A 15378-nucleotide genomic window follows, 5' to 3' on the forward strand; every position below is an offset into this window, starting at 1 on the left:
TGTCGCGCGATGTTCATCCTGCCGGCCGGCTGTCGATCACGGCGGCGGGGCCTGGGGGACACCACACGCCCGTGCCCGGCATTGGTCGCCGTCGACCGCAGGCCCTGATCGATGAAGTCGACCATCCACGTGAAGCTGGCGTCGACGTCTGTGCGCATCTGGAAACCGTCTGAGATCTCGAGCGTCGCGAAACCGTCAAGCATGCTGCGCAGCATCCGCGCCGCGTGGATTTCGTCCGCAGGATCCAGGCGGTAGCCGAGCAGCACGGCTGAAAGGGGGGTGAGCGCGCGTTTCAGCGCCCCGGCGAGGGGATCATCCGGTCCTGTGGGCCGAACCCCGACGGTCGCGGCGTAGCGGCCGGGATGTTGCTTCACATAGCCGCGCAGCGCCTGGGCCGCCCCTTCGAGGGCATCCCTGCGTGCCCTGCCCTGCGTGGCATCACGCACTGCCTCGCCCAATTCGGTGACAGCGAGGATGCAGACACGACGGGCGAGGTCGGCAAGCCCGTCGACGTGCTTATACAGCGAGGGAGTCCGCACTCCGAGACGTTCCGCAACGAGACTCATGCTGAGCTCAGCGAAGCCAATCTCGTCAGCGAGGGCGGCACCGGCTTCGGTGACCGCCGCCGCATCCAATCCGGCCCTAGGCACGGTCCACGCCCGCCGTGGATGTCAGCGTCCTGCCCAGGAACGGCAGGAGCAGTGCGAGGAGTTGGTCGGGAGCTTCTGTATGCAGGTAGTGCCCGGCGCCTTCGATGACGGCAAGTTCACCGACGCCGTCGGGAAGGTCGGCGATGATACGTTCACCTTCGGCGCGGGGGTCGGTCCAGTCGGGGTCGGCGCTGCCCTCGACGATCAGCACGGGGCGCCGGACGTTGGGCAGCCGGGCGCCGGCATCCGCCGGAGACGTCTTCATCATGGCGCGCAGGACCGCCATCCGCTCGGGCAGGCTCACGCTGGCCCGGATGCGGGCGGACTCGTGGTCCCAGTCGGCGGGTTTCGCCGGAACCGCAAGGTCCAGATAGGCCAGCCACGCCTTCACGCTCCCGCTGAGCAGAACTTTGGCGAGCCGGGCGGTGCCGGTCCGGTAGTTCTTCCGGCGGAACAGGCCGCCGAGGTCAACCGACTGCTTGCGGGTGAAGGGGGCGAGTTCCACGACGCCGGCGATCAGCCCGGGTTCTCCGGCGGCAGCGATGGTGGCCGCGCCGCCGCTGATCGAGTGGCCCACGATAACCGCCGGGCCGCCGAGTGTGCGTAGGAGGGCGACGAGGTCACCGGCGATGTCGGTGCGGCTGTAGCCCTTCCATCCTGTGCTGGATTCGCCGCAGCCACGGATATCGACATTGGCAACCCGGTAGCCGGCGGCCACCAGGGCCGGGGCGATGAAGCGGTAGGAGTGCCGGCTGTCGCCGATGCCATGGGCGAGGACCACGAGGGGACCCTCGCCGCTCAGTTCGTAGGCGATGGTCCCCTCGGAGGAGCTCAGGTGCTCGGTCATGACAGCCTCCAGATGGCTAATAGGAATAGCTTAAAGCTAAACGGTTTAGCCAGAGCTGTCAATTCACCCCCCTGTGAGGTCTCGAAAAGGTGGTGTCAGCCGCGGCGGCGCAGGGACGGGTCGAGCAGGGCCGGCGGGGCGTCGTTCTTCTCCTGCGGTGCAAGGTCCGTGCCGGGTGGCACGATGGCATCGATCGCGTCGAGGATGTCCGACGACAGGACGGTGTCGGCGGCGGCGATCTGGGAGTGCAGGTGATCGATGGTGCGCGGCCCGATCAGTGCGCTGGTGACTGCCGGATGCGCGGTGACAAAGCCGAGCGCGAGCTGAATCATGGTGAGGCCGGCGCCGTCGGCCACCTTGGCCAGCTGTTCAACGGCGTCGAGCTTCGCCCGGTTGACGGGGAGGGAGACGTCGAATCGGTGCTGCATGAAGCCCGAGCGGTTCGTCCTGATCTCCTGGCCCTCGCGGATCGCGCCTGAGAGCCATCCCGAGGCGAGGGGGCTCCACGCCAGGACACCCATGCCGTAGTCCTGGGCGGCGGGGAGTACCTGGGTCTCAATGCCGCGCTGCAGGATCGAGTAGTTCGGCTGCTCGGTGACGTAACGGCTCAGGCGGTGGGAGCTGGCGGCCCACTGGGCCTGGACGATGCGGTACGCCGGGAAAGTTGAGGAGCCGAAGTGGCGGATCTTGCCGGCGCGCTGCAGGTCGGTCAGGGCGGAGAGGGTTTCCTCGTCGCTGGTCCTGGGGTCCCAGCGGTGAATCTGGTAGAGGTCGATGTGCTCGACGTCGAGCCGGCGCAGGCTGGCCTCCAGCTCCGTGATCAGCCAGCGCCGGGAGCTGCCCTGATGGTTGTGCTCGTCCCCCATGGGCAGCCCCGCCTTGGTGGCGAGGACGACGTCGTCGCGGCGGCCGGCGATTGCCTTGCCGACCATTTCCTCGGACTGGCCGCCGCTGTACACGTCGGCCGTGTCGATCAGGTTGATCCCGGCCTCGAGGGCAGCGTCCACCAGTGCGGTTGCTTCGTCCTGTGTCGTCCGGCCGATTTTGCCGAAGTTCATGGCGCCCAGCGCGAGTGAGCTGATCTGCAGACCGGTGCGGCCGAGGGTGTTGTACTGCATGAGGGTGTCCTTTTCGATGTGGGTGGGGTTGGTTTGGGGTTGTGGGGAGTTATTTGCTGTCGATGCGGCCGAGCGGAGCGGGGTTCTCGCTAAGCGCGGCGGCGCTCTCGCTCCAGCTCGGATCGGTGGGATACAGCGCGCTGCGCAGGTAGGAGGAGGTGGCCTGCTGGATGAGGGCGACCCGCGTCGGGTTCTCGTCGGTGGTCTCCGCAGCTCCGTAGCAGGGAATTCCTCCCTGCGAGTGTTCTGCCCCAAATACGGTCAGCAGACTCTTTTTGCCCGGACTGAGATGGAAGGGGTCCGCGCACCAGTCCGCACCCCGGACGCTGAGGGGGGTCTGGTCTTTGTCTCCCGCGACGACGAGGGCGGGGTGGTCATTTCGGTGAAGCTTTGGTTCAGGAAGGGGTAATTTCCTGCGGCGAACTCCGTCAGATCGGCGCCGCCCCTCCCGGGGGCGGCGAGCAGCACGCCAGCCGTGATCCGCGAATCGGACAGGTCCGCTCCCGGCCCGCCGTCCGGCCCTATGACCCGCGCGCCGAGCAGTTGGCCGACCGTGTGGCCGCCCCAGGAGTGGCCGGCCGCGGCGATCCGGCTGTGGTCCAGGCGCCCGGCCAGGCCGGGCACGACAGCTTCGATGGAGTCGAGCTGATCAAGGATCTGTTGGAGGTCGTTCACGCGGAAGCGCCATCTCTTGGAGAACCGTGGGTCCTGAGGGGAGAGGTTCAGCGTCCTCGAGTCGAGGTGGGTTGGCTGGACGACGGCGAAGCCGTGCGCTGCCCAATGATCGACCAGCGGGCCGTAGTCCCTCATGGACGAACCATTGCCGTGGGAGAAAAGGATCACGGGCAGCCCGCGTCCGGCTATCGGAGCGGAGACCCGCACCTGGAGGTCGTCACCGCGGCCCCGGGCCGGCAGCACCACCGGGCTGACGGACATAAGCGGAACCGGGGCATCGACGGCCGGGTCTGCAGGCGAGGGGATGAGATCTGTCATGCCACGGGCTTTCTGTCGGGAGGGATGACATGTGCCCGGATGCCGCCTGTAGGTGGGCCATCCGGTCTGACATACTTACTAAAAGGAACGTTGCTCCGTTTGACTATATGGAACATTGTTCCGTTTAGCAATGAGGACAGAAGAGGATCAGGGATATGAGTCTGGACGCCGGGCAGGCAGGGCAGGGAACGCAGCGGAAGCGCGCGGATTCCGTACGCAACGAACAGGTGCTCCTTGCCGCTGCCGCTGCTGTCTTTGTCGCCTCCGGCGTGGACGCGCCGGTACGCGAAATTGCGGGCAAGGCCGGAGTGGGGGTCGGCACGATCTATCGTCACTTCCCGACGCGCGCGGACCTCATCATCGCTGTGTACCGGCACCAGGTGGAGGCCTGCGCCGAGGCCGGACCGGCCCTGCTGGCCAATACCGAATCCCCGCATTCCGCTCTTGGCCAGTGGATCGACCTTTTCGTCGAGTTCCTCGTCACGAAGCACGGCCTCGCCGCCGCACTGCAAAACGACAGGGACGGCTTTGACGCCCTGCACTCCTACTTCGTTGACCGGTTGGTGCCGGTGTGCGCTCATCTGCTCCAAGCCGCTGTGGCAGCAGGGGAAATCGACCCGGACATAGGCGCCTATGAACTTCTGCGCGGGGTTGGCAATCTCTGCGCCGGCGCCGGTAACGATTCCCGCTACGACGCCGAGCGGCTGGTCAAACTGCTCATCAGGGGGCTTGCCCGCACCGCCCCGCGGAGGGGTTGATGGGGCAGAGGCCTCGGCGTAGAGTCCTCGACGACGAGTGAGCGAGGAGCAGGTCATGGGGCAACTGATTGTTCAGGACTTTGTCAGCGCCGACGGCTTCGCGGCCGACGCCAACAATGAGTTCACCTTCTATGAGTACCTTGACGGGGGCACCGCGGAGTTCGACCGCAGTCAGCTGAAGTGGTTGGAGACGGTTGACACGATGGTCCTCGGGGCAAACACCTACCGCATGTTTGTCGAGTACTGGCCGACACCGGCATCCAGAGACGAAATTATCGCGCCATCACTGAACTCGCTCCACCGCGTCGTTTTCTCCCGCCGCCTGACAAAAGCCCCATGGGGAGACATGGCGGAGGCGGGCATCGAATCCGGTGACCCGATCGAAGCGATCACGCGGATCAAGGCCGACACCGGCGGGGACATTGTTGTCTGGGGAAGCCTCACCCTCGCAGAGACGTTCCTGGCCGCGGGCGTCGTGGACTCTGTGAGGCTCGTGGTGATGCCGATCGCGATAGGCGCGGGCAGGGGCGTCTTTCCGCAGGGGCAGGACCCGAACTTGCTGACCCTTCAGAGCGCAACAGCGTACGACCAGGGTCTGGTCGAGCTGGTCTATGGGATCCGGGCACGGAACGGATAGCGACAGTAGCGGGCGTGGTGTCTCGATTCCCGGCGAGGGAATTACCACTCCGGAACCGTGCCCACCTGCTTTGCCGGCACACCAACGACCACTGCCCCCGCGGGAACATCCTTTGTGACCACTGCACCCGCTCCCACAACGGCCCCATCGCCGATCGTCACCCCTGGCAACACCGTTATGTTGGCCCCGAACCACACGCCCTTGCCGATCACCACGCGGGCCGGGTGCATGTCGGCTCGTCGGCTCGGCAGCAGATCGTGGTTCAAGGTCGTGATCACGGCGTTGTGGCCGATGAGGGACCCATCGCCGATGTCGATGCCGCCCTGGTCCTGGAACCGGCAGCCGCTGTTGACGAACACCTCCGCGCCGAAGCGGATGTTCTTGCCGAAGTCAGCGCTGAACGGCGGGAAGAGTTGGAAGGACTCGGGCACCTCGCGCCCGGTCAGTTCGCTCATCAGGGCCCGCACCTCTCCGGGGGAGTGGTACCGCCCGTTGAGCTCGGCGGTGATGCGCAGCGACTCCTGGCTCGCGGCGTGCATCGCCTCATGGTGCGGTGAACCTCCGGGGATCGTCTCCCCGGCGTTCAGCGCGGTCAGCAGTTCGTCGAGACCTTCAATTTCGGCCATGTCCCCAACGGTATCGCGCCCGTGCCGGCTCACCTGCCTGGTGGTCCTTCTCCGTCAAGTAATCTGTCTCAGGCTGCCTGGACGAACCCCAGCACTCCATCTGGTCTTCGCGGCGGTGAATGGAAGGCGCCAGGACGGTCAGGAGTCATGGGTGCTCTTGTCGGCGGCGGATTCGACCTCGCAAGATGTCAATTTTCAGGTGATTGAGGATATGAGAGATACGCAAGGTTCGATGTCGCCTGGTCGCTTCGTGCGCGGGACCTGGACTCTTCTGGTTACGGCACTGGTTTTCGCGGTAGCGATTTTTTTCTCTGTTTTCTCACTGAGCAATGGCTCCCACGGCCTTGAAATCGCGGCGCTGCTTGTTCTCGGCCTCGCAGGGGGCGGATTGGCACGGGGGCTGGTTCGGGAAAATCTGGTGATGGCGGTTTTCATCGTCCTTGTCGTGGGGGAGTGTGCTCTTTTCTCCCATTTTTCTCTGCCCTGGTCGAGCCTGTGGCCGGTGCTGATACCGGCCAACGCCATTGGGGTGATGGTGGGTAACGTCGTTCGCCTGGGCTATCTGGAGAGCAGACCCAAAGCCTTGCGCGACGTGTGGGTCGTCAATGGTGTCGAGGAGCCGCGCACAGACAGCGCAGAGGCAGTGTCGCTGGCTGCGCTCTCAGCGTGGGACAGCGCGCAGGCAGGGCGCTTCTATGTTGAGCGTAATGAGGGGTTGTTCGAAGCGATGGGTAGTGCGGCAACCGGATTCATCGTGCACTGCGCAGCGAAGCCCCAGGAGGAGAGCGCGTGGCAGATCCTTGGTTCGCTTGGCGGAAGGGGCGAAACCGAAATCCGCATACCATCCGGTCCTGCGTTCGCGCCCAGCGGGGTCGTGGTTGATCTGGAAACCGCAAAGGAGGCCCTGCTGGGCTTTTTCCACCACAGGGGCCCCGATCCGGGGCTTCAATGGACCTTCGGCGAAGAGGCGCTGGATCTGAAGTTCGGCTAGCTGCGCTCGTGCTGGGGAGTATTGCCTGCAGAACCTTGACGGCCGGACGCCGGGCTCTTCAAAGCGTTGCGCGACCGTCATCAATAGTCGCCAGCGCATGGCGTTCCCCGGTTGTAAAGTCCATCTCACCGTCCGGACTGTGGGGGCAGCCGGGGGTGGCCACGCACGCAGCAACAGGGGCCTGAAGCACCCCCTGTCCCGGTTTCCACTGAGTCGAAATTCCTGCGGGCCCACTGCGGCGCTTCGGGGGCCCCAACTCGAAGGAGCCACCCTTCAAGACGAAAGCACGTCCGTGAATAAGCGACCTATCCTCGCCCTGTCCATCACAGCCCTTCTGCTCGCCGGGTGTGCAACTCCCGAATCGACTGCGTCCGGTCAGCCGCAGAACCCGTCGGGAAGTCCCTCGCCGGAGGCCACTACCCAAGCGCCAACTCCGACTCCCACTCCGACGCCGACCCCGACGCCAACGCCGACGGCCGCCGCGGTGCCTGAACCCACTGTAGAACCACCCGCTCCGGCTCCTGTGGCGCCGCAGCCGGCCGCAGCGTCCTATCCGGACCTTGAGCCCGTTCCGGAATGGAACGCAGTCAGGGCCGAGCGGGAGGCGGGAACAACCTGGAACATCGTCGGTGACGGCTACACCCCCGGAGCAGAGATTTTCGTAGGATTCGGCCCGATGTCGACGGATGCCAATCTTCTCGACGAGCCGAGGGTTTATGCGGACGCAAACGGCCGCTACTCGCTGCCCATCACGCTCGCGCCCGATCTCGCCCCCGGCACCTACGGATTCATGGTCGTCGAGATGCCATTCAGCGAAGCCGGCAAGAGATTCGCAACAGTCGAGGTCATCGCCCCGCGGGCAAGCAACAGTGACGAGCCATAGGGCGAATTGACTAGCGCGGCAGAAAAAGGGAAGCTTGCTGATGGCTAGGTTGCCGACAGAATATCCCCCATGATTCCGGTCGGCACCTGCCTGAGGCGGCAATCAACTGCTGCGAAGCCCCTGGCCAAGCGAGACTGGCCGGGGGTTTTCTCATGTCCGGAAGGGTGCTGCGCCAGATAGGCGGGCCATCGAGGGAGCCGTTCCCGGCGTCGCTTCAGCGCAGGAGGGCGGTTGTGGGCCCGTCCGGTACCCCTACCGGACGGGCCTTAACACCACCGCCATGAGCGTTGCGAGACCTATATGGCGGCCGGAGACCACACTAGCCTCCACGTCCCGGATGGACAATGCGGGCGGGTGGAGGGGTGGGTGTGACAACTGGGGCTAGCGTGCCGGCCGACGCCGCAAGGCCGGCTTTGATTGCATCTCGGTAACAACCTATCCAGGCTGAGGGATTCGAGACCGTCTAGTTACACTCCGCCACTAGGCTTCTGGACATGTGAGGCGCGCCACCTTTAGGGCTCGCGGGTCGTCATGCAGCATCAGATGGGGCTGATTCCACACCAAGAAATAGGAGGCGGAATGCGTTTCGGACGTACTTCCAAAGCTGTGGGGGTCGCGGCGGCAGCTGCGCTCGCACTTAGCGCCTGCGCCGCCAACACCGGTACTGAAACCGATGAAGGCGCCGAAGGCGAAGCAACCGGCGGCGAGATCCGGGTAGTTGAAGTCAATGCTTTCAGCTCGTTCAACTCCGGCACCGCCGAGGGGAACGTAGACATCAACGGCACGGTCGCCTACCTCACCCATTCCGGCTTCAACTACATCAACAACGACCTCGAGGTGGTTCCCAACGAGGACTTCGGCACCTACGAAGTCGTCTCTGAGGACCCGCTCAGCGTCAAGTACACGGTGAACGAAGAAGTGGCCTGGTCCGACGGCGAGCCCGTCGACGCCGGCGACATGCTGCTGGCCTGGGCTGTCCAGTCGGGGCATTTCAACGACGCCACCACCGACGAGGCCGGCGAGGTCACCTCCGGGTCGAGCTACTTCGACTACGCCGGCGACACCAGCGGACTCGGGCTGACCGACGTTCCGGAGGTCAGCGACGACGGACGCTCCATCACCCTCAACTACTCCGAGCCCTACGCCGACTACGAGGTCGCGTTCGGCACCATGACCGAGGGCGGCATCGGCATGCCGGCCCACGTCGTTGCGGAGAAGGCGGGTCTCGCCGACGAAGACGCGCTCATCGAGCTCATCCAGACCGCCCCCGAGGGCGATCCCGAGAAGCCCGTGGAACGCCCCGAACTGCAGGCCGTTGCCGACTTCTGGAACACCGGCTTCGACACCAAGTCACTGCCCACCGACACCTCGCTCTTCCTGTCGAACGGCCCCTTCGTCGTCTCGGACATGACCCCGGACCAGAGCATGACCCTGGTACGCAACGAGGACTACAACTGGGGCCCCGAGCCGAAGATCGACGAGGTCACCATCCGCTACATCGGAGAGGCTCCGGCCCAGGTGCAGGCGCTGCAGAACGGCGAGGTCGACGTCATTGCGCCGCAGGCCTCCGCAGACACCGCCGAGCAGCTCGAGGGCCTCGAGGGCATCAAGGTGCTCCGCGGCAACGAGCTGTCCTATGACCACCTCGACCTCAACTTCTCAGGCGTCTTCGCCGAGGAGAATGTGCGTGAGGCCTTCATGAAGACCGTGCCGCGCCAGCAGATTGTCGACACGATCATCAAGAAGCTGAACCCCGACGCCGCTCCGCTGGACTCCCAGCTGTTCCTCGCCGATCAGGAACGATACGAGGAAGCAAGGGAGAACAACGGGTCCGAGGAGTACGCGGAAGCCGACATCGAGGGCGCACGCGAGCTTCTTGCCGGCGCAACCCCCGAGGTGCGCATCATGTACAACCGCGACAACCCCAACCGTCTCGACGCCTACACCCTGATCGCGGAGTCCGCCTCGCAGGCAGGGTTCAAGATCGTCGACGGCGGCCTGGGTGCCTCCGACTGGGGTGCCGCCCTGGGCAACGGAACCTACGACGCGACCATCTTCGGCTGGATCAACTCGGGCGTCGGCGTTGCCGGTGTGCCGCAGATCTTCAAGAGCGATGCAGGCTCCAACTTCAACGGCTTCTCCGATCCCGAGGCCGACAAGCTGATGGACGAGCTGATCCGCGAAACGGATCCGGCTGCACAGGAGGACATGCAGGTCCAGATTGACCAGAAGATCTGGGAGTCCAAGTACGGGCTGCCGCTGTTCCAGCTGCCCGGCCTGAACGCCCACACCGACCAGGTCGCGGGCATGGATTACATGCCGAACCAGACCGGGATCTGGTGGAACTTCTGGGAGTGGGAAGTCGTCCAGTAGCACCACCAGTGCAGTTCTAACCGCACCACGGGAGGTGCCGGGACCGTGTCCATCCAGGTTCCGGCACCTTCCTGCGTTCCGCGGCAGTACCCGCCGTGTCTGGTGCAGACCGCCCCGGAGGGGTGGATTAGAATGCGATCAGAGTCACAGCAAACCCGCTACCAGACATTGAGGCCTCGCAAGCATGGTGACCTACATCGTTCGGCGACTAGTAACAGCGGTCCTAATCCTGTTTGGCGCCTCGTTCATCGTCTACCTGCTGACTGCAGCCTCTGGTGATCCCCTCGCCGAACTGCGCGCCAGCAACGCGCCGAACCGGGAGCAGCTCATCCAGGCCCGCGTCGAGCTGCTGGACCTGAACACCCCGGCGCCACTGCGGTACTTTGGCTGGCTGTCCGGCGCGGTGCAGTGCGCGGTGCCCTTCGTGGGCAACTGCGACCTCGGGCGGAGCATCCAGGGTGAGGCCGTTACCGACGCGCTCACCCGGGCCGTAGGCAACACGATCATGCTCGTCACGGCGGCTACCGTGCTGGCCATCATCATCGGGATCTCCCTCGGCATCATCTCGGCCCTGCGCCAGTACAGCGGGCTCGACTACGGCGTGACCTTCATGTCCTTCCTCTTCTTCTCCCTGCCGATCTTCTGGCTGGCGGTGCTGCTCAAGGAATTCGGCGCCATCGGCTTCAACAACTTCCTGACCGACCCGGACATACCCCTGTCGAACATCCTGGTCGTCGCCCTGATCAGCGGTGTGATCTTCACGATCCTCGCCGGCGGCACCCTCAAACGAAAGGCGGCCGCGTTCCTGATCGGCGCGGTGGCCGCCGGAGGGCTTCTCTACCTCCTCAACCTCATCGACTGGTTCACCCGCCCCGGCCTGGGCCCGATCGTTATCCTCGTCTTCGGGGTGGCGGCGGCCTATGGCATCACCCTGCTGACCGCCGGGCTGAAAAACCGGAAGGCCCTTTACTCGGCCCTGATCATGGTGGCCCTCGGCCTGGTCGCGTACTACGTCGTCAATCCGTTCCTCGGCGCGGCGACGATCTGGCTCCTGCTGCTCCTTGCCGTGGTCACGGTGGGCGTAGGCATGGGCGTGGGATTCCTGCTCGGCGGGTACGACCGGGCCCAGAGCATGCGCACCGCCGCACTGACCGGGCTCCTGATGGCCGGACTGATCGTCCTCGACCGGTTCATGGTGACCTGGCCGTCCTACGTCTCGAACTCCCGGGTGCGCGGCAGGCCGATCGCCACGATCGGGGCGTCGACTCCGGGCCTCGAAGGGGACTTCTGGATCCAGGGCATCGATAACTTCACCCACCTCCTCCTTCCCACCCTGGCGCTGCTGCTCGCCTCCCTGGCAAGCTACAGCCGGTACTCCCGGGCCTCGATGCTCGAGATCATGAACATGGACTACATCCGGACGGCCCGGGCCAAGGGCCTGTCCGAGCGGACCGTCGTCATGCGGCACGCCTTCCGGAACGCCCTGATCCCCCTGGCCACCCTCGTGGCCTTCGACATCGGCGCACTGATCGGCGGCGCCGTCATCACCGAGCAGGTCTTCGCCTTCTCCGGAATGGGCCAGCTGTTCGTGCAGGCCCTGCTCCGGACAGACCCGAACCCCATTATGGGCTTCTTCCTCGTCGTCGGGATTCTGGCACTCGTCTTTAACCTCATCGCCGACCTTGTCTATTCGGTCCTCGACCCACGCGTAAGGGTGAAAGCATGACCATCCAGGATTCCTCCGAGACACCCCGGGGAGAAGTAGGCCCCTCTCCGCGGGAAGTGGGGCCCGTCGCCGACCCCGAAACGAAGGGCATGTCGCAGGGCCAGCTTGTCCGTCGGCGCTTCTTCGACAACACGGCCGCCATCATCAGCCTCGTGGTCTTCGCCATCATCTTCCTGCTGGCCTTCACCTCGCTGGGCTTCGCCGGCATTCCCGGCTGGTGGAAGTACAACCACACGCAGTTCCTGCCGGTGGTCGACGGGGGAGCGCCCACGGTCACCGGCCCGTTCAGCTGGGGCGACCACCCCTTCGGCCAGGACTCGATCGGTCGGGACTACTTCGCCCTGACCATGCGGGGGGCGCAGAACTCGATCATCATCATGTTCCTGATCGGGGCCATCTCGGGGCTCGTCGGCGTCGTCGTCGGTGCCTGCTCGGGATACTTCCGCGGCTGGACCGAAGCCGTGCTGATGCGCATCACCGACATCGTCATCATCATTCCGCTGATCGTCCTCGCCGCGGTCCTCGGCCGGACCGTCGGTACGTCCCTCGGCGCCGGCGCGGCGGTCTTCTTCCTCGGCGTTGTCCTCGGCCTGCTCGCGTGGACCGGCATGGCCCGGCTGGTGCGCGGTGAATTCCTCTCGCTGCGGGAGCGGGAATTCGTTGACGCCGCGAAGATCGCCGGGGCCTCCAACGCCCGCATCATCTTCAAGCACATTCTGCCCAACGCGGTCGGCGTCATTATCGTCAACACCACGCTCCTGATGTCGGCCGCGATCCTGCTGGAAACGGGCCTAAGCTACCTGGGATTCGGCGTACGGGCACCCGATGTCTCCCTGGGCCTGATCATCAGCCAGAACCAGGAGGCCTTCCAGACCCGTCCCTGGCTGTTCTGGTTCCCGGGCCTCTTCATCGTGCTGATCTGCCTGACGATCAACTTCATTGGTGACGGCCTCCGCGACGCCTTCGACCCGCGCCAAAAGAAGTTCAACCCGCGCAGGGCGAAGGAAGCGGATCGACCGGTGAGCGCGTGAGGGGCGGCGGTTCAGGCCAGGGCCGACGAAGCGATGGAAGCCGCCACGAGCGCGGCGGCCACCCCGATCAGCAGCCAGTTCACGCTCCGGGTGACCACTGCCGAGTCGGTGAGGTCGACGTCGAGGGAACCGCTGCCGATGAGTGTCTCCCACCGGCTGCGGACAAGGAACGCGGCGTAGCCGGAGTCGGTGTGTGTGAGGTCGCCCGGGCGCACGGAGCGCCCCGGCCCGTAACTGCTTCCGGGAAGGTTGTTCAGGTGCTCGGGCTTTCCCGCGTGGGTGCCCCAGACCCCGGGGGCAGGCGCCGCCCAGGCCGTGTAGGAGCCGCGGGGCGTGACGAGCTTCAGCGCAAACTTTGTATCGACGTGTACCAACGCGGCCCATGGCACCGACACGGTGGTCAGCGGGTTCCGCAGGGTCACGGCGTCCGGATCCACCTCGACGCACGGGTACCAGAACAGCCACCACGCCGCGAAGGCGAAGGCGACAAGCGGCCAGCCCGCCAGCAGTCCGCCGACCCCCTCCGATACCGCTACGGACACCAGTCCGACCGCGGTCAGGGCGAAGGCGACCGCCGTGAAGACCTTGCTGGTGCGCGGTCGGAACACTGTGGTGACGGGTCCGCCCGTGGCGCTGCTCATCGCTCTATGATTCCAGCATTTTCCTCCGGTGGGGCAACCGGAGACCCCACGGCGGATACACAATTCCCGGGTGCCGGGCGGAAGGACAGCGCGTCATGAGCAGCGAAGTTATCGGCGGTCCCGACCGGAACGACCCGCGGGGCCCGCGTGGACCGGTGCTGGAGGTACGCAACCTCAGCGTCGACTTCGGCGTCGAGAAGAAGTGGGTGCCGGCGGCGATCAACCTGAACTACTACGTCAACGCGGGTGAGGTGCTGGCGATCGTGGGCGAGTCCGGCTCGGGCAAGAGCGCAAGCTCAATGTCCCTCCTGGGGCTGCTTCCTTCGAACAGCCGGGTCACCGGCGAGGTGCTGCTCAACGGCAAGTCGGTCCTCACCATGTCGCCGGCGCAGCTGCGCGAGGTACGCGGCAGCGAGGTGGCCGTGATCTTCCAGGAGCCGATGACGGCACTCAACCCCGTGTACACCGTGGGCTTCCAGATCATCGAAACCCTGCGCCTCCACAGCGAGATGTCTCCGGACGCCGCGAAGCAGCGGGCCCTGGCCCTGCTGGACATGGTCGAGCTTCCCGACCCGGACAAGGCGTTCCGGTCCTACCCGCACCAGCTCTCCGGCGGGCAGCGCCAGCGTGCCATGATCGCCCAGTCCCTCTCCTGCGATCCCAAGCTGCTGATCGCCGACGAGCCCACCACGGCGCTCGACGTGACGGTCCAGGCGCAGATCCTCGACCTGATGCGCAACCTGCGCACCAAGCTCGACAGCGCCATCGTCCTCATCACCCACGACATGGGTGTGGTGGCCGACCTCGCCGACCGCATCGCGGTCATGCGCAAGGGCGAAATCGTCGAGACGGGAACCGCCGAGCAGATCTTCGGGAACCCGCAGCACGAGTACACGCGGGCACTGCTCGCGGCGGTGCCGCACCTCGGCCAGGGGATGGGGGATGACGACGTCGACATCACGGCCGCGCTCGCTGCCGCAACCCATTCGGAACTCGTCGGCGTCGACCATGACGAGCTGGAACGCCGCGAGCGGGAGGTGCTGGCCGGCCTGCAGGAGGAGTCGGTGCCCCAGGCCGATCCGGTCCTCGAGTTGAAGGACGTCGCGATCGAGTACCCCAAACAGGGCCGGGTACCGGCCTTCCGTGCGGTCGAGGGGGCGAACCTCGTGGTCTATCCCGGCCAGGTGATCGGCCTGGTGGGGGAGTCCGGCTCGGGCAAGACGACCATCGGCCGGGCGGCGGTCGGTCTGCTTCCGGTGGCCGAGGGAACGCTGTCCGTCGTGGGGACCGACATCTCCGGCTTCCGGCCCGCCTCCAAGGAGCTGGCCGCGGTGCGCCGCCACGTGGGCATGGTCTTTCAGGACCCGTCGTCGTCCTTGAACCCGCGGCTGCCGATCGGCGAGAGCATCGGCGAGCCGATGTACCTGGCCCGTGAGGCCAAGGGTGCGGAACTGCAGAAACGCATCGAGGCACTCCTCGACCAGGTCGAGCTGCCGCGGAGCTACCGGAACCGCTACCCCCACGAGCTCTCCGGCGGGCAAAAGCAGCGGGTCGGTATCGCGCGGGCGCTCTCGCTGCGGCCGAAACTCATGGTCGCCGACGAGCCGACCTCAGCCCTGGATGTCTCGGTCCAGGCCCGGGTGCTCGAACTGTTCCAGAACCTGCAGCGCGAACTTGGCTTCGCCTGCCTGTTCGTCACCCACGACCTGGCCGTGGTCGACGTCCTCGCGGACCATATCTGCGTGATGCAGCGCGGCCGGATCGTGGAGCAGGGGACCCGCGATCAGATCCTGCGCAGCCCCCAGGATCCCTACACCCAGCGGCTGCTCGCCGCCGTCCCCCTTCCGGACCCGCAGAAGCAGCGTGAGCGGCGCGAACTGCGCGCCCAGCTGCTGGCCGCGGAGTAGGCAAACCGACCGCCCGACGGTGCTCCGCCGCCTGCCGGCGGAGTGCCGTCTCGGCTGTGGCGGGGATACAGCGTTGTACCGAAAAGCCTCCGCGGGCCGTTCGAGGCGTGGACGTTACCAAATCGTGACGTTTCCGGCCGCTGTCCCCCTCACCTGCGGCAGCGTCTGTTCGCCGCCCGTTTCCTGAGTCTTCGCTG

The 15378-nt window shown here is 65.8% G+C and carries 14 protein-coding genes; 8 read left to right on the forward strand and 6 right to left on the reverse strand.

What is annotated here, in order from left to right; genetic code table 11:
• From QZX79_RS09885 to QZX79_RS09900, 4 genes are all read right to left on the reverse strand, one after another.
• On the reverse strand, nt 1-650 hold a 650-nt coding region (locus tag QZX79_RS09885; protein WP_294568040.1), incomplete at its 3' end, for a TetR-like C-terminal domain-containing protein.
• On the reverse strand, nt 643-1497 hold the full coding sequence (locus tag QZX79_RS09890) for an alpha/beta fold hydrolase (RefSeq protein WP_294568043.1): 855 nt from the start codon (nt 1495-1497) through the stop codon (nt 643-645). The genes QZX79_RS09890 and QZX79_RS09885, both read right to left, overlap by 8 nt.
• 95 nt (nt 1498-1592) lie before the next feature.
• Nucleotides 1593-2615: an aldo/keto reductase gene (locus tag QZX79_RS09895; protein WP_294568045.1), complete on the reverse strand. Its 1023-nt coding sequence runs from the start codon at nt 2613-2615 to the stop codon at nt 1593-1595.
• A 261-nt stretch (nt 2616-2876) separates the two neighbouring features.
• A complete protein-coding gene (locus QZX79_RS09900; RefSeq protein WP_294568048.1) occupies nt 2877-3608 on the reverse strand; it encodes an alpha/beta fold hydrolase in 732 nt (243 codons plus the stop codon).
• A 155-nt stretch (nt 3609-3763) separates the two neighbouring features.
• Here QZX79_RS09900 and QZX79_RS09905 point away from each other — a divergent pair, with 155 nt between their 5' ends.
• Together QZX79_RS09905 and QZX79_RS09910 are read left to right on the forward strand one after the other, a co-directional pair.
• Entirely contained in the window at nt 3764-4366 is a 603-nt protein-coding gene (locus tag QZX79_RS09905; RefSeq protein WP_294568051.1) for a TetR/AcrR family transcriptional regulator, read from the forward strand.
• A 55-nt stretch (nt 4367-4421) separates the two neighbouring features.
• Complete coding sequence (locus QZX79_RS09910; RefSeq protein ID WP_294568055.1) at nt 4422-5003, forward strand: dihydrofolate reductase family protein; 582 nt, start codon at nt 4422-4424, stop codon at nt 5001-5003.
• Nucleotides 5004-5044: 41 nt separating this feature from the next.
• Here the strand turns inward: QZX79_RS09910 and QZX79_RS09915 are convergent, their stop codons facing one another.
• Nucleotides 5045-5662, reverse strand: coding sequence for a DapH/DapD/GlmU-related protein (locus QZX79_RS09915; RefSeq protein WP_366484876.1), 618 nt, complete (start codon nt 5660-5662; stop codon nt 5045-5047).
• Nucleotides 5663-5780: 118 nt separating this feature from the next.
• Between QZX79_RS09915 and QZX79_RS09920 the strand changes: the two genes are divergently transcribed.
• From QZX79_RS09920 to QZX79_RS09940, 5 genes are all read left to right on the forward strand, one after another.
• A complete protein-coding gene (locus QZX79_RS09920; RefSeq protein WP_294568057.1) occupies nt 5781-6620 on the forward strand; it encodes a hypothetical protein in 840 nt (279 codons plus the stop codon).
• Nucleotides 6621-7104: 484 nt separating this feature from the next.
• Nucleotides 7105-7503, forward strand: coding sequence for a hypothetical protein (locus QZX79_RS09925; protein ID WP_294568059.1), 399 nt, complete (start codon nt 7105-7107; stop codon nt 7501-7503).
• A gap of 579 nt (nt 7504-8082) precedes the next feature.
• Nucleotides 8083-9876 (forward strand): ABC transporter family substrate-binding protein, encoded by a 1794-nt coding sequence (locus QZX79_RS09930; RefSeq protein ID WP_294568061.1) that lies wholly within the window; start codon nt 8083-8085, stop codon nt 9874-9876.
• A 184-nt stretch (nt 9877-10060) separates the two neighbouring features.
• Entirely contained in the window at nt 10061-11602 is a 1542-nt protein-coding gene (locus QZX79_RS09935; protein ID WP_294568063.1) for an ABC transporter permease, read from the forward strand.
• 89 nt (nt 11603-11691) lie between these two features.
• The gene (locus QZX79_RS09940; RefSeq protein WP_294568105.1) at nt 11692-12633 is read left to right on the forward strand and encodes an ABC transporter permease; all 942 of its coding nucleotides are present in this window, start codon (nt 11692-11694) and stop codon (nt 12631-12633) included.
• Nucleotides 12634-12644: 11 nt separating this feature from the next.
• On the opposite strand, the gene QZX79_RS09945 is transcribed toward QZX79_RS09940, so the two are convergent.
• Nucleotides 12645-13274: a PH domain-containing protein gene (locus QZX79_RS09945; protein ID WP_294568066.1), complete on the reverse strand. Its 630-nt coding sequence runs from the start codon at nt 13272-13274 to the stop codon at nt 12645-12647.
• A 95-nt stretch (nt 13275-13369) separates the two neighbouring features.
• On the opposite strand from QZX79_RS09945, the gene QZX79_RS09950 reads away from it, so the two are divergent.
• Nucleotides 13370-15181 carry an ABC transporter ATP-binding protein gene (locus QZX79_RS09950; protein ID WP_294568068.1) on the forward strand — a complete coding sequence of 604 codons (1812 nt, stop codon included), beginning with the start codon at nt 13370-13372 and terminating at the stop codon, nt 15179-15181.
• Nucleotides 15182-15378: the final 197 nt, after the last annotated feature.

The sequence above is a fragment of the uncultured Arthrobacter sp. genome, from assembly GCF_902805515.1.
Classification (GTDB): Bacteria; Actinomycetota; Actinomycetes; order Actinomycetales; family Micrococcaceae; genus Arthrobacter_D.